At 41.5% G+C, this 26,774-nt stretch carries 21 protein-coding genes; 7 read left to right on the forward strand and 14 right to left on the reverse strand.

The window, feature by feature from the left end:
* Positions 1 to 5: 5 nt before the first annotated feature.
* Positions 6 to 962, reverse strand: coding sequence for an AAA family ATPase (locus ACAY00_RS02940; RefSeq protein WP_371377020.1), 957 nt, complete (start codon positions 960 to 962; stop codon positions 6 to 8).
* A 216-nt stretch (positions 963 to 1,178) separates the two neighbouring features.
* On the opposite strand from ACAY00_RS02940, the gene fadI reads away from it, so the two are divergent.
* The 3 genes from fadI (at position 1,179) to ACAY00_RS02955 (ending at position 5,175) form a co-directional block, all read left to right on the forward strand.
* Positions 1,179 to 2,489 (forward strand): acetyl-CoA C-acyltransferase FadI, encoded by a 1,311-nt coding sequence (gene fadI, locus ACAY00_RS02945; protein ID WP_371377023.1) that lies wholly within the window; start codon positions 1,179 to 1,181, stop codon positions 2,487 to 2,489.
* 3 nt (positions 2,490 to 2,492) lie between these two features.
* Entirely contained in the window at positions 2,493 to 4,625 is a 2,133-nt protein-coding gene (gene fadJ, locus ACAY00_RS02950; RefSeq protein WP_371377026.1) for a fatty acid oxidation complex subunit alpha FadJ, read from the forward strand.
* Between the two features lie 355 nt (positions 4,626 to 4,980).
* A complete protein-coding gene (locus ACAY00_RS02955) occupies positions 4,981 to 5,175 on the forward strand; it encodes a hypothetical protein (protein WP_371377029.1) in 195 nt (64 codons plus the stop codon).
* A 165-nt stretch (positions 5,176 to 5,340) separates the two neighbouring features.
* Here the strand turns inward: ACAY00_RS02955 and ACAY00_RS02960 are convergent, their stop codons facing one another.
* Both ACAY00_RS02960 and ACAY00_RS02965 read right to left on the reverse strand, forming a co-directional pair.
* Entirely contained in the window at positions 5,341 to 7,809 is a 2,469-nt protein-coding gene (locus ACAY00_RS02960; protein WP_371377032.1) for an EAL domain-containing protein, read from the reverse strand.
* 123 nt (positions 7,810 to 7,932) lie between these two features.
* Positions 7,933 to 10,698: an insulinase family protein gene (locus ACAY00_RS02965; protein ID WP_371377035.1), complete on the reverse strand. Its 2,766-nt coding sequence runs from the start codon at positions 10,696 to 10,698 to the stop codon at positions 7,933 to 7,935.
* 205 nt (positions 10,699 to 10,903) lie between these two features.
* Here ACAY00_RS02965 and sixA point away from each other — a divergent pair, with 205 nt between their 5' ends.
* A complete protein-coding gene (gene sixA / locus ACAY00_RS02970) occupies positions 10,904 to 11,425 on the forward strand; it encodes a phosphohistidine phosphatase SixA (protein ID WP_371377038.1) in 522 nt (173 codons plus the stop codon).
* Between the two features lie 75 nt (positions 11,426 to 11,500).
* On the opposite strand, the gene smrB is transcribed toward sixA, so the two are convergent.
* Positions 11,501 to 12,046, reverse strand: coding sequence for an endonuclease SmrB (gene smrB / locus ACAY00_RS02975; protein ID WP_371377041.1), 546 nt, complete (start codon positions 12,044 to 12,046; stop codon positions 11,501 to 11,503).
* Between the two features lie 253 nt (positions 12,047 to 12,299).
* Between smrB and prmB the strand changes: the two genes are divergently transcribed.
* From prmB to ACAY00_RS02990, 3 genes are all read left to right on the forward strand, one after another.
* Entirely contained in the window at positions 12,300 to 13,235 is a 936-nt protein-coding gene (gene prmB, locus ACAY00_RS02980; RefSeq protein WP_371377044.1) for a 50S ribosomal protein L3 N(5)-glutamine methyltransferase, read from the forward strand.
* 3 nt (positions 13,236 to 13,238) lie between these two features.
* Positions 13,239 to 14,324 carry a chorismate synthase gene (aroC, locus tag ACAY00_RS02985; RefSeq protein ID WP_371377047.1) on the forward strand — a complete coding sequence of 362 codons (1,086 nt, stop codon included), beginning with the start codon at positions 13,239 to 13,241 and terminating at the stop codon, positions 14,322 to 14,324.
* 180 nt (positions 14,325 to 14,504) lie between these two features.
* Entirely contained in the window at positions 14,505 to 17,558 is a 3,054-nt protein-coding gene (locus tag ACAY00_RS02990) for a DUF748 domain-containing protein (RefSeq protein WP_371377049.1), read from the forward strand.
* Positions 17,559 to 17,609: 51 nt separating this feature from the next.
* Here the strand turns inward: ACAY00_RS02990 and lipA are convergent, their stop codons facing one another.
* The 10 genes from lipA to rsfS form a co-directional block, all read right to left on the reverse strand.
* Entirely contained in the window at positions 17,610 to 18,593 is a 984-nt protein-coding gene (gene lipA, locus ACAY00_RS02995) for a lipoyl synthase (protein ID WP_371377051.1), read from the reverse strand.
* Between the two features lie 2 nt (positions 18,594 to 18,595).
* Positions 18,596 to 19,204, reverse strand: a complete 609-nt coding sequence (lipB, locus tag ACAY00_RS03000; protein WP_371379517.1) for a lipoyl(octanoyl) transferase LipB — start codon at positions 19,202 to 19,204, stop codon at positions 18,596 to 18,598.
* Between the two features lie 136 nt (positions 19,205 to 19,340).
* Entirely contained in the window at positions 19,341 to 19,607 is a 267-nt protein-coding gene (gene ybeD / locus ACAY00_RS03005; protein WP_371379519.1) for a DUF493 family protein YbeD, read from the reverse strand.
* Positions 19,608 to 19,635: 28 nt separating this feature from the next.
* A complete protein-coding gene (locus ACAY00_RS03010; protein WP_371377054.1) occupies positions 19,636 to 20,484 on the reverse strand; it encodes an aminotransferase class IV in 849 nt (282 codons plus the stop codon).
* Between the two features lie 29 nt (positions 20,485 to 20,513).
* Entirely contained in the window at positions 20,514 to 21,677 is a 1,164-nt protein-coding gene (locus ACAY00_RS03015; protein ID WP_371377057.1) for a serine hydrolase, read from the reverse strand.
* Positions 21,678 to 21,865: 188 nt separating this feature from the next.
* On the reverse strand, positions 21,866 to 22,786 hold the full coding sequence (locus ACAY00_RS03020; RefSeq protein ID WP_371377059.1) for a septal ring lytic transglycosylase RlpA family protein: 921 nt from the start codon (positions 22,784 to 22,786) through the stop codon (positions 21,866 to 21,868).
* A gap of 63 nt (positions 22,787 to 22,849) precedes the next feature.
* Entirely contained in the window at positions 22,850 to 23,965 is a 1,116-nt protein-coding gene (rodA, locus tag ACAY00_RS03025; protein ID WP_371377062.1) for a rod shape-determining protein RodA, read from the reverse strand.
* Positions 23,966 to 23,991: 26 nt separating this feature from the next.
* Entirely contained in the window at positions 23,992 to 25,914 is a 1,923-nt protein-coding gene (gene mrdA / locus ACAY00_RS03030; protein WP_371377065.1) for a penicillin-binding protein 2, read from the reverse strand.
* Between the two features lie 6 nt (positions 25,915 to 25,920).
* Positions 25,921 to 26,391 (reverse strand): 23S rRNA (pseudouridine(1915)-N(3))-methyltransferase RlmH, encoded by a 471-nt coding sequence (gene rlmH, locus ACAY00_RS03035; protein WP_371377067.1) that lies wholly within the window; start codon positions 26,389 to 26,391, stop codon positions 25,921 to 25,923.
* 12 nt (positions 26,392 to 26,403) lie between these two features.
* A complete protein-coding gene (gene rsfS, locus ACAY00_RS03040) occupies positions 26,404 to 26,721 on the reverse strand; it encodes a ribosome silencing factor (RefSeq protein WP_371377070.1) in 318 nt (105 codons plus the stop codon).
* Positions 26,722 to 26,774 lie beyond the last annotated feature (53 nt).

The raw sequence follows: 26,774 nt of genomic DNA on the forward strand, positions 1-26,774 counted from the left end.
GAGGGTTAGCTTACTGCGACCAAACTTAAAATGTGATCAAGCACTTGATTAGCAGTGATCCCTTCGGCTTCGGCTTGATAGGTAAGCAATAAGCGATGACGTAAAACGTTATGAAATACGCCTTGGATATCTTCAGGGCTGACAAAGTCGCGACCATTAATCCAAGCTCTTGCTCGGGCACAGCGATCTAAAGCTATGGTTGCGCGCGGACTGGCGCCGTAGGCAAGCCATTTACCCAATTGTTCATCGTACTTTTCACCTTCTCGGGTGGCCATAATTAAATCAACAATGTATTGCTCTAATACTGGGGCGAGATAGATTTCAAGCACTTCCTTGCGGGCAGTGAAAATATCGTCTTGAGATATTTTTGAACTTGGCTTATTAGATTGGCCTAAGGCTTCACCCCGGTTTAAACGTAAGATTTCAAGCTCAGATGTTGCGTTGGGGTAGTCAATGTCCAAATGCATTAAAAAGCGGTCAAGTTGTGCTTCTGGTAACGGATAGGTACCTTCTTGTTCGAGCGGATTTTGAGTGGCCATAACCAAAAACAAATCCGGTAATTTGTACGTTGTTCTGCCTACCGTTACTTGGCCTTCGGCCATTGCTTCTAGTAACGCCGATTGCACCTTAGCCGGTGCACGGTTAATTTCGTCTGCTAAAATTAAGTTCTGAAAAAGCGGACCTTGTTGAAAAACAAAGGAGCCATTTTCAGGTCGGTAAATGTCGGTACCTGTTAAATCTGCCGGCAGTAGGTCAGGGGTAAATTGAATGCGGTGAAAATCACCTTCAATGCAATCCGCTAAAGCATTAACTGCTCGGGTCTTAGCCAACCCAGGAGGGCCTTCTACGATAAGATGCCCATCAGCCAATAAAGCAATTAAAAGATTTTCAACAAGCGCATGTTGACCCACAATTTGTTCACTTAAATACTCTTTAAGTGCAGAAAATTTTTCATTAGCCATAATATTTCTTTTATTCCATTTTATTCGCGCATAAGCCTTTTAAGGCGTTGGCTCTGAGGCCTTTTTATATATATAAGAGCATGTTAATAAAAATCAATGCTTTTAAAAAGCAGATTTAATCGCTAGAATCAATTTGGTAATCAGGTCTGACCACTAACAAAACCTTAACATAATTAATCACAATAATCTCGGTCAGAGCAGTATAAAGGAAAGAACATGGGATCTCAGCAAAACTTAAAGACAAGAGCAGGGGAGCGAATCGCGGTTGTTGCCGGCTTACGCACGCCATTTGTTAAACAAGCCACCGACTTTCATGGTGTACCTGCCGTTGATTTAGGCAAAATGGTGGTGAATGAATTATTGGCTAAAAACGATATCGATCCAGCCCTTATAGAACAATTGGTGTTTGGCCAAGTCGTGCAAATGCCTGAAGCACCTAATATTGCCAGAGAAATCGTACTTGGTACACAAATGAATGTTGCGACCGATGCATACAGTGTTTCTAGAGCATGTGCGACTAGTTTTCAATCCACTGTCAATGTTGCCGAGTCAATACTTTTAGGTAACATTGATGTTGGTATCGCTGGCGGTGCAGACTCAATGTCGGTACCTCCTATTGGGGTAAGCAAAAAATTTGCTCGCACTTTACTTGATTTATCAAAGGCCAAAACGTTCGGCCAAAAAGCCAAGTTAATTACCTCTTTAAAACTCTCCGATTTAGCACCAGTACCACCAGCAGTAGCTGAATATTCTACAGGCTTAAGCATGGGCCAAACTGCCGAACAAATGGCGAAAACTCATGGCATCACACGAGAAGAGCAAGATGCATTAGCGCACCGCTCACATACTCTAGCTGCTTCGACATGGTCTTCAGGGGTGCTGGCTGGTGAAGTTATGGTGGCCCACCCAGAACCTTATAAAAAAGCGGTTGCGATTGATAACTGCTATCGCGCCGATTCGGTTCTTGCCAATTATGCTAAGTTGCGCCCAGTGTTTGATCGCAAGCATGGCAGTGTTACGGCCGCAAACTCTACCGCATTAACGGATGGGGCATCTGCAGTGCTATTAATGCGCGAGGGACGTGCGAAAGAATTAGGTTATGAGGTTTTAGGTTATATTCGCTCATATGCTTTCACCGCCATTGATGTCTGGGAAGATATGTTAATGGGACCATCGTATGCGACGCCACTGGCGTTAGCGCGAGCAGGAATGACGTTGGCAGATATGGACTTAATTGAAATGCACGAAGCCTTCGCAGCGCAAACGTTAGCGAATGTAAAAATGTTTGCCAGTGATAAATTTGCTAAAGAAAAACTTGGCCAAGATAAAGCCATTGGTGAAATAGATATGGATAAATTTAATGTCTTAGGGGGCTCTTTAGCCTATGGACACCCTTTTGCGGCTACCGGCACTCGTTTGATCACTCAAACATTAAATGAATTAAAGCGTCGAGGCGGAGGCATCGGGCTAACAACCGCATGTGCCGCAGGTGGTTTAGGTGCAGCAATGGTATTGGAGGCGGAGTAGAACATGAACGATAAAACCCAACAAAGCAGTTTTGCTCTGACTCGAAATGATAATGGCATCGCGACACTTAAAATTGATGTGGCCAATGAGACGATGAATGTACTAAAAGCTGAGTTTGTCGATGAAGTCAGCAGTGTACTTAAAGAAATCCAAGCCGATCCGTCCATTACGGGTCTGGTGATTTACAGTGGTAAAGACAATTCATTTATCGCAGGGGCAGACATTAGCATGTTAGATGCCTGTGATAGCGCTGAAGAAGCCAGTGCTATTGCCGCTAGCGGACAAATTATATTTGAACAAATTGAACAGATGCCGATTCCGGTGGTGGCTGCGATCAATGGCCCATGCTTAGGTGGAGGCCTAGAATTAGCTATGGCATGTCATCTGCGCGTGTGCAGTGATTCTGTGAAAACCGTTTTAGGTTTGCCTGAGGTGCAACTTGGATTATTACCCGGTAGTGGTGGCACCCAAAGGTTACCAGCATTGGTTGGCTTACAAAAATCATTAGATATGATGTTAACGGGTAAGCAATTAAGACCTAAGCAAGCGTTAAAGGCCGGATTGGTTAACGATGTGGTGCCTAACTCAGTGTTGTTAGATGTTGCGATTAAAATGGCGCAAACAGGCAAAAACACTGCACTTAAAAAGCGTCCTATGGTTGAGCGCGTGCTGGAGTCGAATTCGCTTGGACGAAAGCTTGTATTTCAACAAGCAACGAAAACCGTATTGGCTAAAACGAAGGGGAATTATCCTGCGCCGTTGAAAATCATCGACAGTATACGGACTGGTTTAGAGCAAGGCCGGGCCAGAGGTATGGCTACCGAAGCCGCGCATTTTGGCGCATTAGTGATGACGCCCGAGTCAGAACAGCTGCGTAACTTATTCTTTGCTACGACGGCGATGAAAAAAGAATCTGGGGTTGAAGGTGTTGCGCCATGCAAAGTGAACAAAATCGGTGTTCTAGGTGGTGGTTTAATGGGCGGTGGTATTGCCTATGTTTCGGTGAATAATGCCAAAACACCAGTGCGGATTAAAGACATTAATCATGATGGGATTTCAAATGCTTTAAAGTACAGCTTTGATTTACTAAATAAAAAAGTAAAACGTCGATTTATTAAAAAATCCGCAATGCAAAAGCAAATGAATATGGTCACCGGAGGCATTGATTACAGTGGCTTTAAAGACGTCGATATGGTGATCGAAGCTGTGTTTGAAGATTTAGGTCTAAAACAGCAAATGGTTAATGATGTAGAAACGCACTGTAAGGAAGGGGTTATTTTTGCCAGTAACACTTCTTCTTTGCCAATTAGCCAAATCGCAGAAAAGGCCAACAAGCCAGAAAATGTGATTGGTTTACACTACTTCTCGCCAGTGGATAAAATGCCATTAGCGGAAATTATCGCTCATGAGAAAACCTCCGATCAGACCATTTCTACGACGGTAGCTTTTGCCAAACGTCAGGGCAAAACACCGATTGTGGTGAAAGATAAAGCGGGTTTTTATGTAAACCGAATTTTGGCTCCCTACGTTAATGAAGCGGCAAATATTCTTCTTCAAGGAGAGCCGATTGAACAAATTGACAAAACTCTGGTTAAGTTTGGTTTTCCTGTTGGTCCAATCAAGCTATTAGACGAGGTTGGTATTGATATCGGTGCTAAAATAAGTCCAATTTTAGAGGCCGAATTGGGGCAGCGTTTTAAAGCCCCTGAAGCGTTTAACTCGTTAATTGAAGACAACCGTAAGGGGAAGAAAACAGGCAAAGGCTTTTATCTTTATAAAGGTAAAAAAGGCAATGGGAAAAACGTTGATGAGTCTGTTTACACACTTCTTAATATTGAAGCGAAGTCACATTTATCATCGACAGAAATTGCAGAGCGCTGTGTGTTTTTGATGATCAATGAGGCGGTCCGCTGTCTCGATGAAGGTATTATTCGAAATGCCAGAGACGGTGATATTGGCGCAGTATTTGGTATTGGATTCCCACCGTTTTTAGGCGGGCCATTCCGTTATTTAGACGCCTTAGGGCCCAAAACAGTGGTTGAAAAGTTAAAAACTTACCAAGCTAAATACGGCGATCATTTTACCCCATGTGATGCCTTGCTTAATATGGTGGATGCGGGAACAACGTGCTACTAAAAACGCTATTAATAGGCATTATCTGATGCTGAAAAAAAAGGGCTATGAATTTGTTTTTCATAGCCCTTTTTATATGAATGTTTGGTGCCATTAACCGAAGTTAAGAAACTAGCGCCGCAATGCCTGTTATAGCTATGACGGTGATTATTTACAGAGTTGGTGTCGGTCAGAACCTCGTTCCAAGCGAGAGTTAATCAACCACTTATCTAATTACATGCTAATGAGATTGAAGGCAAAGTTAAATAGCGCTGGTGTTATATTGAAAGTGTACAAAAAACAGCAAAATGTTACTTTAGAGTAAAAAATCTATTTGATATACTTTGCTCAAATTGGCCTTTATTGCTCAGGTGTCTTGATGTTGTTATTACTGGTTTCTCTGCTTTTTGGTGTTTTTTTCTATTGTCAGGCACTCTGTTCGGGGATGAATCGCAAAGCGTGGGCTGTTGCTGGCTTGTTTTTAGGACCGTTGATTTGGCCATTGTTTAATATGGAAAAACGAATGAAGGTATATAAACGATTTGGCGGAAATTGGGCTATTTGGAAACCTTAGATTTTAACCTGAAAAATATTAACCTTGGTTCAGCCAACACCAAACGCCGAGTACAAAGAGAACGTTAACAGTAACTGCTGCTAAAGCCCTTTAGATTGCGCTATTACATCAGCTCTGATGATATTGAAGCCCCCCAATTTTAGCTTTTACTCGTTGTTTTTTGAATTATACATTAGCTAAACTGCAGATTTGCTGAGATTCTAAATAATCGCCAAAATCCTGTTCATTAAGCGGTTTGCTGTACAAGTAGCCTTGTAATTGTTCGCAATTTAAACGTCTTAAATAATCAAGCTGTTCTTCGGTTTCCACCCCTTCTGCAACCACATCCATACCAAGGTTATGGGCAATGGTGACGATGATCGCAACCATATTTCGACCTCTTTCAGACGATTCAATATCATCGACAAAAGCTTTGTCAATTTTTAGGGTATTTAATGGGAATTGTTTTAGGTAAGCTAAGGATGAGTAGCCTGTACCAAAATCATCTAAAGACAAAGCGATGCCCATTTCTCGTAATTCCAACATGGTTCTAATGGCCTCTTGAGGAGAGTCCATAACAGTGCCTTCGGTAATTTCAAGCTCTAAGTGTTTGGCGGGTAATCCGGTTTCCTCTAATATTTGGTTGATCATAGTCACCAAATTGGGTTGACGAAACTGTACCGCAGACAGATTGACCGCGATACGACCATCAAAGATGCCACTGTCAATCCAAGCCTTAGTTGCGCGACAAGCTTTGCGCAGAACAACTTCTCCAATTTTGATGATTTGGCCTGTTTGCTCTGAAATCGGGATAAATATATCTGGTCGAATTATGCCTTTGTAACCCGCTTCAAAACGAACTAAGGCTTCCATTCCTGAAATACAGCCTTTTTGCACATCAATTTTAGGTTGGTAAAACACCGAAAATAAATCTTCTTTAAGGCCATGCCGGATTAAATTCTCAACTTGTAAGCGTTTGACCGCTTGTTTGTTCATCGAATCATTAAAAAATTGATAGGTAGCCCCACCAATATCTTTGGCGTGGTACATAGCGGTATCGGCATTTTTTAGCAGTTCATGTGAGTTGGTTCCATCTTCAGGGAAAAGCACAATGCCAATACTGCAAGTGAGTGCAATCTCTTGGCCACGAATGGAATAAGGTTGGGCAATAACATTTAAAACTTCTTTGGCAATGTTGGTGATTTCATCAATGTCATTGGTGCCTTCAATGATTAAACTAAATTCGTCGCCACCAAGACGATAACATCGGTCTTTTACGCTGCTTAATTGCGCGATTCGCTCAGTGACCTTACACAGCAGTACATCACCAATTTGATGGCCTATAGAGTCATTAATTTTTTTAAAATTATCTAAATCGAAAACCAGTAATGCATGCTCAATATCTTGCGCCACGAGTTGCGATTGATTGGCTTGAAAGTATGAGCGATTTGACAAGCCGGTTAGGGTGTCTGAATGGGCTAATTTTCTGAGTTCCGATTCGGTTTCTTTGCGTTTAGAAACATCTGAAAAAACACCAACAAAATGTGAAATTTGGCCTTGCTCGTTGCGAATGATATCTATTGTTAAATCAATGATATAGCTAGAGCCATTGGCTCGTTCAGCGGTTACTTCACCTTGCCAAGAGCCATTTTTCGTTAAGGTCTTTTTTAGGTTTTGAAAAAAGCCTTCTGGACAAGACTCAAATCCCCACGGTTTGCCAACCGTTGATGCACGATTTTGCCCTGTAATTTGGACAAACGCTGCATTACAGTCAACGACCTGAAATTCAGTGTCGTATATCACCACCGCGGCAGAAATATGGGTGAAGCAACTCGCAAACAGCGACATACTGTGTTCGTTGTGTTTAAGTTGGCTAATATCCTTTAACGTACCTGACATGCGAAGAGCGTTGTTGTTTTTATCACGTTCGACAACCTTGCCTCGGTCGAGCACCCAAAGCCAATGACCTTGTTTGCTTTTTACCCGATAAATGGCTTCGTAATACTCACTTTGCCCTTGTTTGTGATTTTGCAATTGTTGCAGCAATCTGGGCGAGTCATGTGGGTGAATGCAATCTTGATTATCAATAAGAGGCACGCCTTGCTTGAAGTTTAATGTTCCCCAGCTGTGGCAGCGATACATGATATTGGTGGTTAAATCCCAATCCCAAATTTCATCATTGGCGCCTGATAACGCCAGTTTTATTCGTTCAATAGATTGGTTTAATTGCTTATTTAAATATTTTCTCTGTTTGAAACGCTTAATCGTATAGAAACTGAACGCCAAAGCCATAAAACTATAGAGAAACCATGCCGGGTTTGATTGCCACCATGGCTGCAAAGACATCAGAGGGAAACTGTGAGCAGTTGGCATCTTATTTATGTGCTGATTTGAAGTAACGACAGAATACTTATTGGTATCGGTCGTTATCTGTAAATTCGATGTCATAAGGGTCGGGCTTAGCTGGCTGATTAAAGTGTTAATCGATGATCTAGAATCCACCTGTTTTACCGGCGTTAGATTTTGTGTTGTTGCAGATACTATCGCAATATTGGCATGGACGGGAGCCGACAAAGTTGAGAAGAGCAAGGGAATAAAAAGGTATAAAAAAGCGTTGGAGCAACTGTTGTTATTTTTTAATTTGCTTTGGTGCACAAATACATCCTTTAAACTGATGATTTAGTTCAGTTTGTGTGCCGAATATTTCTTAATATCAAACAAGATAGTAATGGAATTATTGGTTAATTTAAAGGGGAGAAAACAAAACCTTTAGGTTAATTAATGTTTAAGTGGGGTTTTGGCGTGAAAGTCTTCAATACACTGAATAATATTGGCGTGTTCAGGCAAGTAATCAAATTCATCGAGATGCTTAACCGAAGCCAAACAAATGCGATCTGGGTTATTTTCAGGGTGCAGGACTTGTTGAACAAAATCAGCGACTTCAACAAGTGACAATTGCTCAATGGTTTTTATAATTTGTTCTTTTTGATTAAACTCGTAGTCCTTATTGCAAATATTTACCCAATATCTTTGGCTCTTAATTCGCGGGCTGGTATCTTTTTCTGTTAATTGACCAATCAATCCTGATTTTAAGTTTTGCCATTCAGTTTCTGTGGTAGTGCTGTCAAAATTAGCAATAAATTCATCCATAGTGGCAAATAAGGCATCGGCCGTGGTGTCGGGAGATTGAATATAAAAAGCAATGCCTGGGTATCTGTTCATCGGCACATAACCAACCCCAACTAAATAACCAAACTGCTTTTCGGTGCGCATGGTGTGAAAAAATTGTGGTGAAATTAAGTGACTGGTGATCATCGTAATGGCCATGGTGTAAGGATCGTTAGCCACCATCGGGTAATAAAAGACACTGGCGTAATCGTGATCAGGCAAGTGAATGGGAACTAGGGCGTTGCCTTGTTGTTGGTAGTCGATAATGGTACTGCTAAGCGCTGTAGATTGATTGATATGCGCTTTCAATTCTTGTTCGATAAGGTTAGCCATTTCTTGTGCTTGTGGCTGCACCCAATTGCCATAAATAAAACATTCTATGGTTAAATGCTGAAAAAATTGATCGCAAAAGTGGATAAATTCAGCAAATTTAACAGTTTCTAAAGCATCGGCTAACTCGGTGCTACTGGGGCTGTAGGGTTTCATCAGGGCGCTGAGCTTGGCAAACAGTTGTGATATAGATTTGCTTTTGTCGGCATTACGCCAGTTTTTAATTAATTGTTTTTTAAAGAGAGCAAAGCGTTCTTGTGCCAGAGAGTGATCTTTTAAACTTTGCAGTAATTCTTTTAGCAACAAGGGCTGTTTTTCATTAATGCCTGAAAGCTGTAATGTCATCCCACCTTGATGCGGGTATAGGTGATAGTGAATACCTGCTAACTCTGCGTGGTAGTTTTGTTCTTGTACCGAGTCGGTAAACAATTCGACAAACAGTCTTCCCATCGCAATGTGGGTTTTATTTTGCACTATGATATGTGAATCAATGCCAATAAAAATTTGCCCTTTAGGGACAAAAAACGAGTTGTCTTGTTTAAACCATACTTTTAGCCCACTAGCCTCTTTTATTAAATAGGGCTTGTCAGTTGCGTGCTCTGGGCTAACGACCGTTGGATTTTCGACGATGTAGGGATTTTTTTCCGGTAACTTAAGCTCATTAAATTTCGCAGGTTGACGCCAGCGCGTTAATTTGTCGGTTGCAATGTCAGATATTTTATACGGTACTTTGTACCAATAACTGGTTCTGTCGGTATCTTGCCATTGGTTGATGCAAATAATCCGCATATTGTCTGGATTTAAATAGTGCAAATAATGACGCAAAAGATCAGGGTTGAATGCCTGCATCTTGTAATCACCATAAATGTAATCCTCTGGCGGGTAATGCTGCATATTAACCGACAATTGATTTACCGAGTCGATTGGTTTTAATGACTCCTGATAATGAAATGAAAACTCATAAATGGATTTCTTTTCAGTAAAGTAACACGCTTTTAGCCCCGACAGTTTAATTAACTCGATGTAGGCAAAAATGACTTCGATGATTTCTTGGTGATGTTTTTCACCTTCCTCAGTTAATCGGATACTGATATTAAAATCTTTAAAATTGGAGCCATTAATCCCACCCGCTGCGGTTAATGACATCGCCCATTGACGCTTTTTTAAATAAGATAAAATACTGCCTTCGCTTTCGTGCCCTAATAAATAGCCTAAGGTACTGATTGGCTTATACATGTAATCATGATCTATGCCTGGCAATGCAAAACTGATGATGAGTTTATGGTCGTTTTTCTCTGGGCGAATAACCAGCTCTTTGGTTAAATGCTCGGGTAAATATAACGGTTGGCTGATCGCCGGTTTGGGCGTGATCGATGCTTTAATTGCAGCAAACTTATCCTGCACTAAGCGCTCAAGGGTGGCTAAAGATTGAGGTCCCTCGATGCAAAGGGTCATTCGATTCGCTAAATACTGTTGGGAAAAAAAGTCTCTGACTTTTTGCGCCAGACTTATATTGTCACTATCTCGCAAGGTTTCCTTGCTCCCGACCGAGAATTTACTAAAGGGATGGGCCTGATTAATGGTTTCTTTGTGTACGTCGTAAATACGGCGCATATCGTCTTTTAATTTCAGTTTAAATTCTGAATCAACGTTTAAGCGTTCTTTGTCAATAAATTCTTCGGATAATAATGGCGCAATAAAAAATTGGCTAAAGCGATCGAGGGCGGGTTCCAAATGTTGATGGTTAATATCAAAGTAAAAACAGGTATGTTCGGTTGCCGTCCAAGCGTTATTTGTACCACTATGCTGACTTAAAAATTGCTGATATTCGCCACTTTCGGGGTATTTTTCAGTGCCTAAAAACAGCATGTGTTCAAGAAAGTGAGCCAAGCCTTGGCTGTCTAGTGGATCGTCAAAGTGACCAACGTTGACGGTAAGGGCGGCAGCAGAGCGATTGGATTCTTGATTGTGAACCAAAAGTACCCGTAACCCGTTATTAAGGGTGAGAGTCTGATACTGTTTGGTGTCGTTCGGGCTTTGAATCAAATCAGGCTCCAGATAAGGTTTTTGGTGGTATCAATGTTCGGCATTGGTCAGCCAATGAACCAAAGACTAATACGTTATTTAACAATAATATACCCAAAGAGGTAAATTTTCTGAACAATTGCTTATATATTAAAGGTTATTAATTTAAAATGTATTACTATATCCTAATCTGTAGTGACAAGATGCCTGTAACGGCTTACTTTTAATGAATATATTTATCATGCGACATGGTGATGCTAGTGAAGTGGCCACCAACGACAGTCTCAGACCCTTGACCCAAAGCGGTATTGAAGAAGTCAAAATTTGTGCTCATTGGCTCGAATCACAACCTGCAAAAATAGATTTAATCTTGGTGAGTCCCTATGTACGAGCGCAACAGAGCGCCGACGAGCTCGAACAAGCCTTGTCGTATCCGGTTGAAAGAGACACCTTAGATATATTGATCCCAGCCGGTAAAGCAACGCAAGTTCATGACTTTATTGATGGTTTGTTAAGTGAACAACCGACCATCAACGTGTTATTGGTATCTCATATGCCATTGGTTAGTTACTTAACCGCAGTGCTTACTCATGACCATCAAATGCCTATCTACCCAACCGCCGGAACAGCCCAAATAGACTACAACCCAGAGCTCATGCATGGCTCCTTGGTCGACTTTTTATGTCCTGAAGACTCACCAGTAATCAGTCAGGGCGAAAGCAGTTGTATGCAAAGTCACAAGATCTAGCCAATAAAACTGAGTTGCTAGGTTGTTTTATCGCCTTATGCAACTTAAGAACGGCTTAAACTAGCCTACACGGTTTTACGATTTACAGAAAAAATCGTCTTTCAAATCAACTAAAACCAGCAAAGCCCCATCACCACCATATTCCAATGGCGCTTGGTGAAATGCCATCACATCTGGGTGTTGAACTAACCAATGTGGTACTTTGTTTTTTAACACTCGATTACCAATACCATGAATAATACAAACACAATTAACGTGTTCTTTAATGCAGGCAGCCAGTAATGCGGCAATTTCTTGTTTTGATTTTTGTTGATTTAACCCATGTAAATCAAGGATAAGCTCAGGTGAATATTCACCACGGCGCAACAGCTTTACTTCGAAGCTGTCAACGCCTTCTCGAACATACTTCATTGGCCCATGTTGCTCTAGGTTGGGTTCAAATTGATCAGAAAAGTAAAATTGCTGTTTTTCAAACACCTGTTTTTCTTTACGCTGTTTAACTTGATTTTTATTTGCCAGTGTTTCTGGGTGCACAGTATCTTGAATAATCGGTTTTACTTTGCCTACAGCTTGCTTAAATAGCTGTTTTTCTTCACTGTTTAACAAGTCTTTGAATTTCATAGTATGGATGTAAAACCAGAGGTTAAAATATTGATGCGCGATAAAAGTGTATTTTACCGAAAATTGTTATCAAGTATAATTTAAATTCGATTGATTTAGATAGCCGTTTACTGACAAACGGCTTAAATTTTTCATCAAATGATAGCTAAACTGTTATAGTGGCTAGTTCATCGTGGTCGCCATCGCACCACTAATCAATACGTTATATAAATGCCGAGCAATAGCATAAAGGCATTTAAATCAGGAGAATATTTTGCTCGAGTTAAACATTGACGAAGTCACCGAAGACTTGCATACCATTGGTGATTTTCTACGTTGGGGCCTTAGTCGATTTAATCAAGCAGATTTGTTCTATGGGCATGGCACCACCAATGCGTGGGATGAAGCGTTAATCTTAACCTTACATGCATTACACCTACCCAACAATCTTGATGATAACCTACTCAATGCCAGATTAACCAAAAGTGAAAGACAGGCGGTAGTTGAATTGCTGTTACGTCGTATCGATGAGCGTATTCCATCGGCTTATTTAACCAATTTAGCATACTTTTGTGGCTTACCCTTTTATGTTGATGAAAGAGTATTGGTGCCACGATCGCCCATAGGTGAGCTTATCGATAATCGATTTGCCAATCTTCTCCAAGCAAAGCCACAACATATCTTAGATTTATGTACCGGCAGTGGGTGTATTGCTATTGCTTGTGCTCATGCCTTTGAAGATGCTAATGTGGATGCGTTTGATTTATCGTTAGATGCGCTCGAAGTTGCCGAAATAAATATTCACAATCATGAGCTTAGTGATCGTGTCGTGCCGATTCAATCCGATGTTTTCTCTGCGGCAATGGGCACTAAATACGATCTTATTGTCACCAATCCACCGTATGTTGACAGTGAAGATATTGGTGATATGCCGGATGAATTTCATCATGAACCCGAAATGGGGTTGGGCTGCGGTGACGACGGTCTCGATATTGTGCGCAGAATTTTAGCCGAGGCCAGCGCACACTTGTCAAACGATGGCGTGTTAATTTGTGAAGTCGGCAATTCGATGATCCATGTACAAGCGTTATACCCTGAAGTTGACTTTCAGTGGCTGACTTTTGAGCGGGGCGGGTTCGGCGTTTTTCGTATCACCAAACAACAATTAGATAAATATCAGGATATTTTTAACCAGAGGGTAAAGCAGTAAGTTATGGCAGGGAATACGATAGGTACATTATTTCGGGTTACTACATTTGGTGAAAGCCATGGGGTGGCATTAGGCGCGATCGTCGATGGTTGTCCCCCAGGGATTACGTTAAGCGAAGCGGATTTACAAACGGATTTGGACCGTCGTAGGCCAGGAACCTCGCGCTTCACCACGGCAAGAAGAGAGCCTGATCAAGTAAAGATACTATCTGGGGTATTTGAAGGGAAAACCACGGGGACGCCCATTGGTTTAATGATTGAGAATACCGATCAGCGCTCAAAAGATTATGGCGAAATATCTCAAATGTTTCGACCTGGTCATGCCGATTATACCTACTGGCAAAAACACGGTATTCGTGATTATCGCGGTGGTGGTCGCTCATCTGCGCGTGAAACTGCGATGCGGGTAGCCGCTGGCGCTATTGCTAAAAAATATTTAAAACAAAAGCTTGGCATTGAAATTCAAGCCTGCGTAAGTCAAATTGGTGATGTGGTTGCTGAGCACTATGATTGGGCTGAAGTTGAAAATAACCCATTCTTTTTCCCCGATAAAGCCAAAGTAGGTCAACTTGAAGCGTTAATTAAATCCATTTTAAAGCAAAAAGACTCAATTGGTGCGGCGGTTAAAGTGGTTGCCAAAGGCGTTCCTGTTGGGCTTGGAGAGCCAGTGTTTGATCGGTTAGATGCTGACCTAGCCCATTCTTTGATGAGCATTAATGCGGTTAAAGGCGTTGAGATTGGTGATGGCTTTGCGGTGGTAAACCAAAAAGGTTCAGAGCATCGTGATGAAATGACCCCTGAAGGCTTTTTATCCAATAGTGCTGGTGGTGTGTTAGGTGGGATTTCCTCCGGCCAAGATATTATTGCCAATATCGCCTTAAAACCTACATCCAGTATTGGCATTAGTGGTAAAACCATTAATCTTGATGGTGAGCCTGCCGATATTATTACGCGAGGGCGTCATGACCCTTGTGTTGGTATTCGTGCCGTGCCTATTGCCGAATCAATGATGGCCATTACTTTAATGGATCACTATATGCGCCATATCGCTCAAAATGGTGATGTGCAATGCCCAACCCCAAAAATTTAAATAATGCCTGCTAAAACTGGTCGCCATATGTGACCAGTTTTTTCTTTATTTTTTAATCCTCAAGCTTGCCTTATACCGACCAATAACGTCGGATAACCCCGCTCATTGTAAAAGCCGATGACGCTTTTATTGCTCAGTTGTCTATAGTTTAAATAAATTAAATAACCTTATTTGCCTTAGATGAAATCCTTGCTGTTGCGCTATAAAAAAACATTGTTAATTTTGCTGTTTATTTTGTTGCTCTTAGCCTTGCTCCCTTATGGGCTCAAGTATGGCATCGTTTATACCTTGCAAAAGCAAGGCTTTAATAACGTTAGCATGGAAAACCTTAAGTTAAATGTGTTTAAGGGAACACTGCAAGTAAATCAATTAGTTGCGAAACAAGATGAGGTTGAAAAATTACATCTTGGGCAATTAAATTTTGACTATCAATGGCAGAGCCTTTTTAGCAAAGGTATGACCGCCGAGTTGATCACTTTATCGGATTTACGCTTAAACATTGTGCTGTCTAAATCGGGTGAATTGGAAATTGTGATCCCGATAACATCTGATCCCAATGCTAAAGAAGGCGAAAACGAAGAAGAGGCATTTTCATTACCTAACTTGGATGTCGAGCTGTTCAAGTTAAACAACATTCAACTTGGGATCAGACTACCTGAATATGAAAATGACTTTTTTATAGAGCAGCTCGAACTGTCTCAGGTTTCAACATGGAACGATAAACAAGCTCAATTAGCCTTTGACGCGAAACTGGGGGAGGGGCATATTGAGATGGACTTGAGCGCACAGCCATTGGCGAGTACGCCACATGTTAAAGGCAATATTAAAATACGCGGACTTGATATCAGTCAGTTCTCAGGTTTTTTGCCTGCGTCAATAAATCGTCTTCAGGCGAAGCTTGCCACCAACCTTGATATCGATGTTAAAGGGATCCGTTCTGAACAACTAGATTTAGCTGTCAAAGGTAATATTTCGCTTGTTAATTCGCAATTAAGTTTAGCAAAAATCGATTTGAAACTGGCAAAAGCCGTTAATAACGTGTCACTTAATGCCAACTACAAAAATGGCCAACTTAGCCTGCTCGCGAAAGGGCGAGGAGAGTATAGCGACACAAGCGTCAACTCGGATTTACTGAATTTGGTTCAACCGACGCTAACAAATAATTTTAATCTTCAACTCAAACAACAAAAGGGCCGACTTAGCATGGTCAGTGATGGTGACTTTGATTTGAGTAACACCCAATTAAATCATCAACAGTGGCAATGGTTGCAAGCTAAGCTAAGCAATACTTTTAACCTTACGGTAGAGCAAAATAATGACCTGTTCGAGATTAAAGCAAAAGGTGGTTTTAAACTGAATGACGCTGATGTTACTTTTGGCCAATCTCGCTTGCTGCAAGCACAATTAGACAATAATTTTGAGATCAAGGCAAAGTGGCAAAATACGCAATGGGATATTTTAGCCGAGGGTGACTTAAAACTTACCGATAGCAAGTTTACTCAAGGCCCAGTGACCTTGCTTACGCAATTGGATAATACCTTTTCAGTCGCTGCTAACCAGCAAAACGATCAGCTAAGCTTTGAAGCCAGTGGTGATTTAAAAGCAAACAATGTCGATGCTCAATTTGGCCCTTTACAGCTGTTACTAGGGCAGTTAGACAATCGTTTTAAGATTCGTGGCAATCAAAATCAACAAGCCTTGGACTTTAACTACAAGGCAGAAAAAACATTAACCAATCTATCTCTATCAGATAAACAACAAGATTATCCGCTTTTTGGTGCTCAAAATATAAACATTACCGATTTTGAGCTTAACCAAATGTTGGCGCTAAGCCTTAGTAAAATAACAATGCAGGATGTCGATTTAGGCTACTTGGAAGAATTTAAAAAATCGCAATTAACGGCACCATTGGTAACGGTGAATAAGCTCGAGTATATTCATAACGATAATATGCTTGAGGTGGGTGATGTAAAAATTAACGGTTTAGCGGTGCAAATGCACATAGACCAAGAGTCTAAATTGTTAGGCACCGATAGATACCAAAAAACACTTGCTGCGCTACAAGCGACAACGAAAAAAAATGACGAGCAAGAAAAGGCAAAACAGCAAGACAGTCAAATAGTACAAAACAAAAACCTTGAGCAGCAACAAAGTCCAGAATTTAAGGTTCGGTTGCAACAGTTGCTGATTGCGCAAAATAGCCTCATCCACTTAAAACAAGAGCATAAACCCTACCCCATTGAGCAAAACCTATTAATCGATAACCTTGATCTAGGGCCAGTCTACTCCAATGAACCAGAAGCGTATAGCAATGTGCTGTTAAATGCTCGCTTAGATCAGTTCTCAAATATCGAAGTCAGTGCTAAAGCGCAGCTGTTTAAATCACCATTAAATTTAGAGGCGAAAGGGCGCTTAGATGGCGTTTCTTTAGCTCAACTTTCAGCGTTTGCTGAGCCTGTTATTGGTTATGAATTTACCAGTGGCCAGTTAGATCATAAGTTTGACCTGAAACTGAACAATAATAATTTAGATATGAAGAACAAACTCAAAATCAGACGAGTAAAACTCAATAATACCCCCGTTAAAGTGCAAGGTAATAACAGCTCGCCATTGCCTTTACCCATGGCAATAAGCATGCTAGAAGACTCCAAAGGTTTAATCGAACTGGATGTGCCAATTAAGAGCAACTTAAATAAAACCGATGTTGGCTTAGCCTCTATTATCAGAACATCTTTATCTGCGGTACTGCAAAAGAGTTCATTAAGCTTCCTAAAATACTACTTACAGCCCTATGGGGCGGTGCTATTTGCAGGGGAAATATTATTAGAACAGGCGTCTTCGGTACGTTTTGAACCGATGGCTTTTACTCCTAATTCTGCAGATTTATCAGAGCAACATCAAGAGTATGCCGATAAGCTTGCAGAGCTTTTGCAAAAAAGAAAACAATTGCAAATTCAGTTGTGCGGCATGACTAATGAACAAGACAAAATGGCTATATCAGAGCCCGAAGCAACAAATAGCGATGAGAAAAATCAAGACAAGGTCGATGAAAAAAAGACTAAAACGTCCTTTACACCAGAGCAAGTAGCAAGAAAATTAGATGTGTTAGCCGAAGAGCGTGCGAACAATGTAAAACGCTATTTGCTGGATAAGGGGATTAAAGGTAAACGCTTATTTATTTGTAAGCCTAAATTCAAAGCCAAGGGATTGGCCGGCGTAGAGCTTAGTATGTAAGTCGCAAAAATAAAAAAGCCAGCTAGGCTGGCTTTATTCGTCAAAGGAAGCTTACTTAACTTCTTCACCTTGGGCTTGTTTGTCGGCGTGGTAAGAACTTCTTACTAATGGACCACAAGCGGCATGTTCAAAGCCCATTTTTATCGCTTCACGCTTAAACATTTCAAACTCATCTGGGTGAACATAACGCTCAACCGGTAAGTGGTGTTTAGACGGTTGTAAGTATTGACCAATGGTTAACATGGTTACGCCATGGGCGCGTAAGTCGCGCATTACTTCTAAAATTTCTTCGTTGGTTTCGCCTAAGCCCACCATTAAGCCTGACTTGGTTGGTACACCAGGGTTGGCTTCACCAAATTTTTTCAACAAGTCCAATGACCATTGGTAGTTGGCACCCGGACGCGCTTTTTGGTAAAGGCGTGGTGCGGTTTCTAAGTTGTGGTTAAATACGTGTGGTGGCGCCGAATTTAAAATGTCTAACGCTCGGTCCATACGACCACGAAAATCGGGTACTAAAATTTCTACTTTGGTGTGTGGTGCGTGTTCGGCAATTTCGTTAATACAGTCGACGAATTGCTGTGCACCGCCGTCACGTAAATCGTCACGGTCAACCGAGGTAATAACCACGTACTTTAAGCGCATGTCTTTAAGCGTTAATGCCAGTTTCTTTGGTTCGTCTTTATCTACCGGTAGTGGACGACCATGACCCACATCACAAAACGGACAACGACGAGTACAAATATCACCTAAGATCATAAAGGTAGCGGTACCGTGGTTAAAACATTCCGCTAAGTTAGGACAAGACGCCTCTTCACATACAGAGTGCAAGTTGTGCTTGCGCAGTGACTGCTTAATATGGTCGATGTTTTCACTTGAACTAGGTAATTTGATTTTTAACCAACTCGGTTTGCGTAACATGCTTTCACGTTCACTCGCGACTACCTTAATAGGAATGTGTTGCATTTTATCGGCATCACGCATTTTGGTGCCAGGAGCGACTCGAGTCGATTTTGTTTTTACAGTAGTGTCTGTCATTACTAATTTAAACCTTGTTGATAACTGACTTTCTCAGCATTCAATAATTCTGTTAATTCCGTCACTAAGGCCTCACCAGCTTCCGATACCGTGACTGGGCCATTTAGGGTTTTTGTTTGTACCATTTCTAGTCCAGCGTAACCACATGGATTAATTCGCAAAAATGGTTCCATATCCATGTCGACATTGAGCGCCAAGCCATGAAATGAACACCCTTTACGCACGCGAAGACCTAAAGAAGCTACTTTTTTACCATCAACATAAACCCCAGGAGCATCGGGTTTAGCTGCCGCTGTAACGTTAAACTTAGCTAACATCTCAATGATGCTGTTTTCAATAAGGGTTACTAACTCACGTACCCCCATTTTTCGGCGCCTTAGGTTAATCATAAAGTAAACAACTTGCTGACCAGGACCATGGTAGGTAACTTGACCTCCTCGGTCGACTTTCACCACAGGGATGTCGCCAGGCATCAACAAATGTTCTTCTTTACCAGCTTGTCCTTGGGTAAATACCGGAGGATGCTCTACCAACCACAATTCGTCTTCGACAGTGTCGTCTCGAGTATCCGTAAAGTGTTGCATGGCATGCCAAACTTGCTCATAGTCCATGAGCCCAAGCTGGCGTATTACAAGTGGGTGCTTCAAAGTCTGTTTCCGCGATTATTTTTGCCGCATTATAAGGGCTAGAGGTATTTAAAATCCAATATTATCGTGAACTTTAGCCTTATTGGCTGTAAATAAATCGTTATAGTACGTAACGTACTTCTTCGATTTCAGCAAGGACCTTATAAAGCTTCTCAATATGCTCTTGGCTTGTTACGCGAACCGCAACCGACACCGAGTGGTAGTTACCTTTACTGCTCGGTTTGATACTAGGGGCGTAATCACCCGGAGTGTCTTCTTGAAGGACGGCAACGACTTTATCGGGTAGCTCGTCACAGGCAATGCCCATCACTTTGAAATTTAATACACATGGAAATTCAAGTAATTCATTGAATTTGGTTTTCATAATGCTCTCTTGATTTGGTTGTATAAAGCACTTAGGCGATTAAAGTTTGCTTAAATTGCTGAAACTTTAGGTGCAGTGCTTGCGCTATGGGACCGATTTTGCCCTTAGCAATCATTTTATCATCAATTTGTATAACGGGTGAAATTTCTCGTGTTGAACTTGAAATCCATACTTCATCCGCATGCAATAATTGCTCAACACTACACGCTTGTTGATGCACCTTCAGGCCAAGCTCGTTAGCCAATTCAATGATTAATTCTCGGGTGATCCCACCTAAAATAAATCTATCTGCTATGGGAGTGAAAATTTGGCCATCTTTGACCATAAATACATTGGTTGTGCTGCCTTCGCTGACCATTTGCTGGCGATGCAAAATGGCTTCATCAAAGCCATCTCTTTCGGCTTGATTGCGTAATAAAATATTACCCAATAGGGCAATCGATTTTATATCACAAAACTGCCAACGAATATCTTCTAAAAGCGTGGCTTTACAGGTTTTTATTGACTTAACTGCGACGTTTAACGCATTGGCCATAACCAAAACCGTGGCGGCTGCTGCATCATCAAAGACATGATTGCGGCTGCTACCTTTGCCACGGGTGACATGGATATAAATCGACAGGTTACTGCCCTGATTTTTAGCTATCACTTGTGTGATAATCTCTAGCCATTGGTTATGGGTATAGGGCGACTTGATTTCAAGCCTCGACAAAGAATAATCGAGTCGTTCGAGGTGTTGCTCAAGACGAAATGGGCATTTGTTGTAAATAGGAATAACTTCGTAAACACCGTCTGCAAACAAAAAACCTCGGTCAAGGACCGAGATTTTTGCGTTATCTTTAGCGATATATTCGCCATTTAAAAAAACAATGTCGTTCATTTTAATATGACTAGAAGACCCTCTAGCGATTATAAAAACTGCAGTTTTACGTAATCAACTAAGCGGCTAAATAGGCTGCCTTCATTTACTTCTTGTAGGGTGACAAGCGGGTACTCACCAACGGTTTCACCATCAAGTTCTAACATCACCTTACCCACAACTTCACCTTTGCTGATAGGGGCTTTTAACTGACGGTCAAGTTTGAAATTGGCTTCTAAGTTTTTACGCTGACCACGAGGAATGGTGATGGTGGTATCGGTTAAAATACCTAAATCCACTTCTTTAATATCACCCATCCATACACGGTTGGTGGCAAAGCTTTCACCAGCTTGATATGGGGTAATGGTTTCAAAAAAGCGAAAACCATAATTTAACAGCTTCTTGCTTTCGATCTTACGAGCTTGTTCGCTTTTTGCTCCCATCACCACACTGATCAAACGCATGCCATCTTTCGTCGCACTAGTCACTAAATTATAGCCTGCTTTTGAATGGTGGCCGGTTTTTAAGCCATCAACATTCATGCTCTTGTCCCATAATAGGCTGTTGCGGTTATATTGTTTGATGTTGTTATAAGTAAATGATTTTTGCTTATAAATCTTGTACTCATTAGGTACGTCACGGATCAAAGCTTGGGCTAAAGTTGCCATATCGCGAGGGGTAGTAAAATGCTCGGTACCACTTAAACCATGTGAATTTTGAAAATTACTGCTGTGCATTTCTAATTGTTGTGCGTAGTTGTTCATTAAATCAGCAAAAGCACTTTCACTGCCGGCAATATGCTCTGCCATGGCGACACAAGCATCGTTACCTGAGGCAACAATAATGCCTTGGTTTAGTAACTTAACCGGTACCTCGGTGCCAACTTCAATGAACATTTTTGATGAGTCAGGAAAGTTTTTCGCCCACGCTTTTTCCGAAATCATCACTGGGTCATCTTCACTGATGTTACCGACTTGGATTTCTTTGCCTATGATGTAACTGGTCATCATTTTGGTTAAACTGGCGGGTTCTAGTTGCACATCAGCATTACCCTCGGCAATTACCTTGCCAGTGGTGTAATCCATTAATATGTATCCTTCGGCATTAATTTGCGGTGGAGAAGGAATTAAGGTGGCAGCAAAGGTAACAAAAGAGCTAGTTACCATCAGGAGGCTACCGGTAAGAGTGATCATTTTTCGTGCAAATTGAGACATCTTCTACCTGTATACTTAGTGTTATAAAAAGAGTTATAAAAATTGGTTTGTTGAACGAACTTTAATCGAACATACGCTCTAAATTAGCCCGAAGAGCTAGAACTAGAGCAAAAAATTGCCGTCCATTATATCAGCATTTTCTGGCATTATAAGACCTAATTCTGCCTTTATACTGCACAGATACAAAATCACTTCAAAGCGCTGGTCTGATACGCTTCGCTATAGCCTTGAGTTTTTAGGTGGTTTAAGTGAACTTCGGTTTCATCCATGCTGTCAATTGGTCCTAATTGAACGCGATAAAGTTCATTTTTTTCAGTTAAATTAACTTGTACCGGCATTAAAAAGCGTAATGCTTTAGCCGTACTTTGGGCTAAATGCCTATCTTTGGTCACTATCACATGAATGTATTTGGCTGGATTGGCGCTGGTATTAACCGCCTCTTTTGCCGTTAATGGTTTTATATTAGAAATACCCGATATAGGTTCTAACTGGCGAGCAGCAAGCGCGACAGTACGAGCATCTATTTCGGTTCCCTTGTTATTTAGGTGTTTAAATTGGGCAATGTTGGAGGCGGTTATAGCTTCGACTTTCACTCTCGCAGTTCCTTGCTCTAGCATCCCCAACTTGTAAGCGGCACTGTAGGATAAATCTATTAATCGGTCTTGATGAAAAGGACCGCGATCGTTGACTCGAACAATTACTTTTTTGTTGTTGTCTAAATTGGTTACCTGCACATAGGTGGGTAGAGGTAAAGATTTATGCGCCGCGCTAAAACCATACATATCGTAGATTTCACCATTTGAGGTAAGGTGGCCATGAAATTTTTGGCCATACCACGACGCTACGCCGGTTTCTTGATAGTTTTGTGCCGAGTCTAGAACCTGATAATTAACCCCAAACACTTGATAAGGTTTATTGCCACCAGGGCTTTTAGGTTCGAGTTTCGGTAAAGGCTCAATCAATTCGCTTGATGTGGGGAATCGCTTGGGAATACTGTCGTGAGTTTGTGAATAGCGCGATGTCGTACAACCGAACATTTGGCTTAAGACAAAGAGCACACACAAGGTTTTTAAAGATGATCGTAATGAGAATGGGGTATTGTTATTCATTATTTTTTTAGCCGTAAATTATTATAATCAACTCGAAAACATCGAACGCTTTAACGCTATCGGTTACCTTAGCATTCGTCTGTGGGTGCTAATGGCCATAATAACCCCAAATGAGGCCATTAATGTTACCATCGATGTGCCGCCATAACTAACCAAGGGTAAGGGCACACCAACCACAGGTAATATGCCTGATACCATACCAATATTTACGAAAACGTAAACAAAAAAGGTCAAGGTTAGGCTACCAGCCAACAATTTGGTGAACGCATCTTGCGCTTTAATTGAGATCCAAAGACCGCGACCCACAATAAATAGGTAAATCAACAGTAACGCAATAACCCCAATTAAACCAAACTCTTCGCTAAATACCGCAAAAATAAAATCGGTGTGCCGTTCTGGTAAAAACTCCAATTGCGATTGGGTGCCTTGTAACCATCCTTTGCCATGTATGCCACCCGAGCCGATGGCTATTTTTGATTGAATAATATGATAGCCTGAGCCCAGCGGATCTTCTTCTGGATTTAAAAAGGTCAATACCCGTTGTTTTTGATAATCTCGCATCAAAAACATCCATAATATGGGCATAAAGGCCGAGATAAGAGCGGCCGAAACGCCAATTAACTTCCAACTGGCACCAGCCAAAAACAACACAAAGATACCAGAACTTGCCACCAATAATGAGGTACCTAAATCGGGTTGTTTGGCGATCATTAACGTTGGTAGCATCACGATACAAAAAGCAAAGACGATATATTTGGTCCGGGTTGGCATGTCGTAACGACTGATAAACCAGGCTATGGTCATTGGCATCACAAGCTTCATGATTTCAGACGGTTGAAACTTCATAAAACCTAAATCAAGCCAGCGTTGAGCGCCTTTGCCAACGTGGCCAAATAGCAATACCGCAAGCAGCAATAGTAAGCCTAGAATAAAGCCAAAAACCGCCCAGCGTTGGTAATAACTCGGCGGAATTTGGGCAATAACAAACATCACCACTAGGCCTATGCCTAGACGAATCACTTGGCGCGTGACTAACGCCATGTCTTGACCTCCAGCACTGTAAATAACAAACAGGCCTAAAGTCATCAATACCAACAACGCTGACAACAAGGGCCAGTCGATGTGCAGAGTTTCAAAAATGGTCTTTTGTTTGGCTCGATCGTAAGATCCGTGCTGCATGGCTCAATTACTCACTTAATACTAATTTACTGTTGGCTCAAAAGTTTTCTGTTAGCAAAATACTGATCCATGATTTGCCTTGCGACCGGACCTGCATTTGAACCACCACCACCAACAGCAACGTTTTCGATGGCTACCGCGACCACTATTTCGGGCTTGTCATAGGGGGCAAATGCAATAAACATCGCATTATCACGTTTTCTTTCTGCAATTTTACTGGCGTCATAATCGGCATCTTGAGCTCGACCAACCACCTCTCCTGTACCAGACTTTCCGGCAGCATCGTAATCGGTATCCTTAAACGCACCAAACCCAGTACCCGCAGGATTGCGCACGGTTTTATGCATGGCTTTTAAAATGGTATTCCAATGCTTATTATTTTGCAGTTGCACCGGTTTTTTTTCGACAACGTGATATGGCGTAATGACTTCATCAAAAATATAGCTTTCACTGACCGCCGTACTGGCGCTGGTGTACGTTTTTTCATGCATGGCAGCCAATAAATGGGGTTGTTTGACCTCCCCTTTGTTAATTAAAATCGATGTGGCTTGGGCAAGCTGCATCGGGGTAACGGTCCAATACCCTTGACCGATACCTATATTGACGGTATCACCATGGTACCAAGGCTGATTATATCGGGCCCGTTTCCAACCTCGACTTGGCAAAACGCCAATGCTTTCTTCATAAATGTCGATACCGGTTGATTCACCAAAGCCAAATGAGGCCATTAAATCTGAAATTTTATCGATACCGACTTTATAAGCCAGATCATAAAAATAGGTATTACAAGAGCGCATGATTGCTTCTTCGAGGTTAACCCAGCCATGGCCCCATTTTAAATGGTCACGATACTTACGAGTGCCATTTGTTAATTTAAAAAAGCCGGGATCCCAAAGCTTGGTTGAGGGGGTAATAATGTGCTCATCTAACCCTAAAAGCCCTAAAAATGGCTTAATTGTAGACGCTGGCGGATACGTGCCTTTGGTCGCCCGGTTAATCAACGGGCGATCGCTATTTTGCAGCTTTTTATAATTTGTAGAAGAGATCCCGTGAACAAATAAATTACCGTCATAACTTGGGTTTGAATACAAGGCTAAAACGCCACCATCACGAGGGTCGATTGCGACAACGGCGCCACGTTTACCTGATAACGCGCGTTTGGCAATCATTTGTAATTCAATATCTAGGGTTAGGGTGATATCTTTGCCTGGTTTTGCTGGGGTGTAATCAAGCGTTCTTAATATTCGACCTTGATTATTTACTTCAACTTCTTGTGAACCAATGGTGCCGTGTAAAATATCTTCATAGTATTTTTCAAGCCCTAATTTACCTATATCACGCGTGGCTTTGTAGTTTTCGCTGTTTCCCTGTCTTTCAATATTGATTAAATCGTCACGATTGATCTTTGCAACATAACCAAGAGAATGGGTGGTTAAATCACCAAACGGGTAATATCGTTTTAAGCGTGCATCAACAAAAACCCCTGGAAATAAATGTTGGTTCACAGAAAAACGAGCGACTTGCTCGTCGTTTAATCGAGTGATCAATTCAATGGGTTTAAAACGGCGAGTTTCACGGCGTGTTTTTTGAAAATCCGCTATTTGCTCATCGGTTATGTCTATTATTTTACTCAGCTCGGTGAGCGTTTTGTCGATGTCTTTAACATCTTCAGGAATAATGGAAAGGCTATATACCGGTTTATTTTCGGCGAGTAGGACACCATTGCGGTCATAAATCAATCCCCGATTGGGGGCGACGGGTAACAGTTTTATTCGGTTTTCGTTCGAACGGGTCTGATATTTTTCAAATGATTCTACCTCTAGGTAGTAAACATTGTTAAATAAAATCAAAATCATCGCAATTACCCCAATAAACGTTATTAGGGTTCTGCGAGCAAATAAATTTGCCTCCGCCGAGTGATTACGTATGGTGACTCGTTTTTTTACCACCTTAAACTACTCCCGGTGATATGGATGGTTATTATTAATACTCCAAGCACGGTATAAACTCTCTGCAACCATAATACGAACCATTGGGTGTGGTAAGGTTAGAGGCGATAAAGACCACTTTTGTTCCGATGCTTTAATACAAGCTGGCGCTAGACCTTCTGGTCCGCCAACCAATAAGGACACATCACGGCCATCCATCTGCCATTTTTCGAGCTGAACGGCCAATTGTGGCGTAGTCCAAGGTTTCCCCTCTACCTCGAGGGTCACTATGCGGTTGCCTTTAGGCACAGCCGCCAGAGTTTGTTCGCCTTCTTTTTCGAGAATCCGAGCGATATCGGCATTCTTACCCCGTTTACCTGGAGTAATTTCAATTAAATCAAAGGTTAAATCTCTTGGGAAACGTCGACTATATTCTTCAAAACCTTTGGCTATCCAACTCGGCATTTTGTTGCCGACGGCAATTAGGGTAAGACGCATAATAAGGTGTTCTTAAGCCCAAAGTTTTTCTAATTGATATAAATCGCGAATATCATCGGTCATCACATGAACAACCACATCGCCCAAGTCAATTAGACCCCATTCACCAACGTCGGCCCCTTCAATACCAAGGATTTCAATGTTTTCTTTTTTGGCTTCGGTATTGATGTTTTCGGCGATAGAGCGAACGTGACGAGATGAATTACCTGAGCAGATGATCATACAATCGGTAAAGCTGGCTTTATCTGTCACGTCAAGGGTGACAATGTCTCTGGCTTTGATGTCTTCTAATTTTGTTTGTACAAATTCAACTAATTGTTCAGTTTGCAAGTGTGCTTTCCTCTGCAGAATTAACGGATAAAATTGCTTTTACAACCTGTTAT

The sequence above is a fragment of the Thalassotalea sp. 273M-4 genome, assembly GCF_041410465.1.
In the GTDB taxonomy this organism is placed as follows: Bacteria; Pseudomonadota; Gammaproteobacteria; order Enterobacterales; family Alteromonadaceae; genus Thalassotalea_A; species Thalassotalea_A aquiviva.

Excerpts from the sequence above, each read along its gene's own strand:
- ACAY00_RS02955 (WP_371377029.1), top strand. The coding sequence starts at position 4,981 with ATGTTGTTATTACTGGTTTCTCTGCTTTTTGGTGTTTTTTTCTATTGT.
- sixA (WP_371377038.1), top strand. The coding sequence starts at position 10,904 with ATGAATATATTTATCATGCGACATGGTGATGCTAGTGAAGTGGCCACC.
- ACAY00_RS03015 (WP_371377057.1), bottom strand. The coding sequence starts at position 21,677 with ATGTCTCAATTTGCACGAAAAATGATCACTCTTACCGGTAGCCTCCTG.
- fadI (WP_371377023.1), top strand. The coding sequence starts at position 1,179 with ATGGGATCTCAGCAAAACTTAAAGACAAGAGCAGGGGAGCGAATCGCG.
- ACAY00_RS03010 (WP_371377054.1), bottom strand. The coding sequence starts at position 20,484 with ATGAACGACATTGTTTTTTTAAATGGCGAATATATCGCTAAAGATAAC.
- lipB (WP_371379517.1), bottom strand. The coding sequence starts at position 19,204 with ATGGACTATGAGCAAGTTTGGCATGCCATGCAACACTTTACGGATACT.
- rlmH (WP_371377067.1), bottom strand. The coding sequence starts at position 26,391 with ATGCGTCTTACCCTAATTGCCGTCGGCAACAAAATGCCGAGTTGGATA.
- lipA (WP_371377051.1), bottom strand. The coding sequence starts at position 18,593 with ATGACAGACACTACTGTAAAAACAAAATCGACTCGAGTCGCTCCTGGC.
- rodA (WP_371377062.1), bottom strand. The coding sequence starts at position 23,965 with ATGCAGCACGGATCTTACGATCGAGCCAAACAAAAGACCATTTTTGAA.
- ACAY00_RS02990 (WP_371377049.1), top strand. The coding sequence starts at position 14,505 with ATGAAATCCTTGCTGTTGCGCTATAAAAAAACATTGTTAATTTTGCTG.
- ACAY00_RS02940 (WP_371377020.1), bottom strand. The coding sequence starts at position 962 with ATGGCTAATGAAAAATTTTCTGCACTTAAAGAGTATTTAAGTGAACAA.
- fadJ (WP_371377026.1), top strand. The coding sequence starts at position 2,493 with ATGAACGATAAAACCCAACAAAGCAGTTTTGCTCTGACTCGAAATGAT.
- smrB (WP_371377041.1), bottom strand. The coding sequence starts at position 12,046 with ATGAAATTCAAAGACTTGTTAAACAGTGAAGAAAAACAGCTATTTAAG.
- aroC (WP_371377047.1), top strand. The coding sequence starts at position 13,239 with ATGGCAGGGAATACGATAGGTACATTATTTCGGGTTACTACATTTGGT.
- ACAY00_RS03020 (WP_371377059.1), bottom strand. The coding sequence starts at position 22,786 with ATGAATAACAATACCCCATTCTCATTACGATCATCTTTAAAAACCTTG.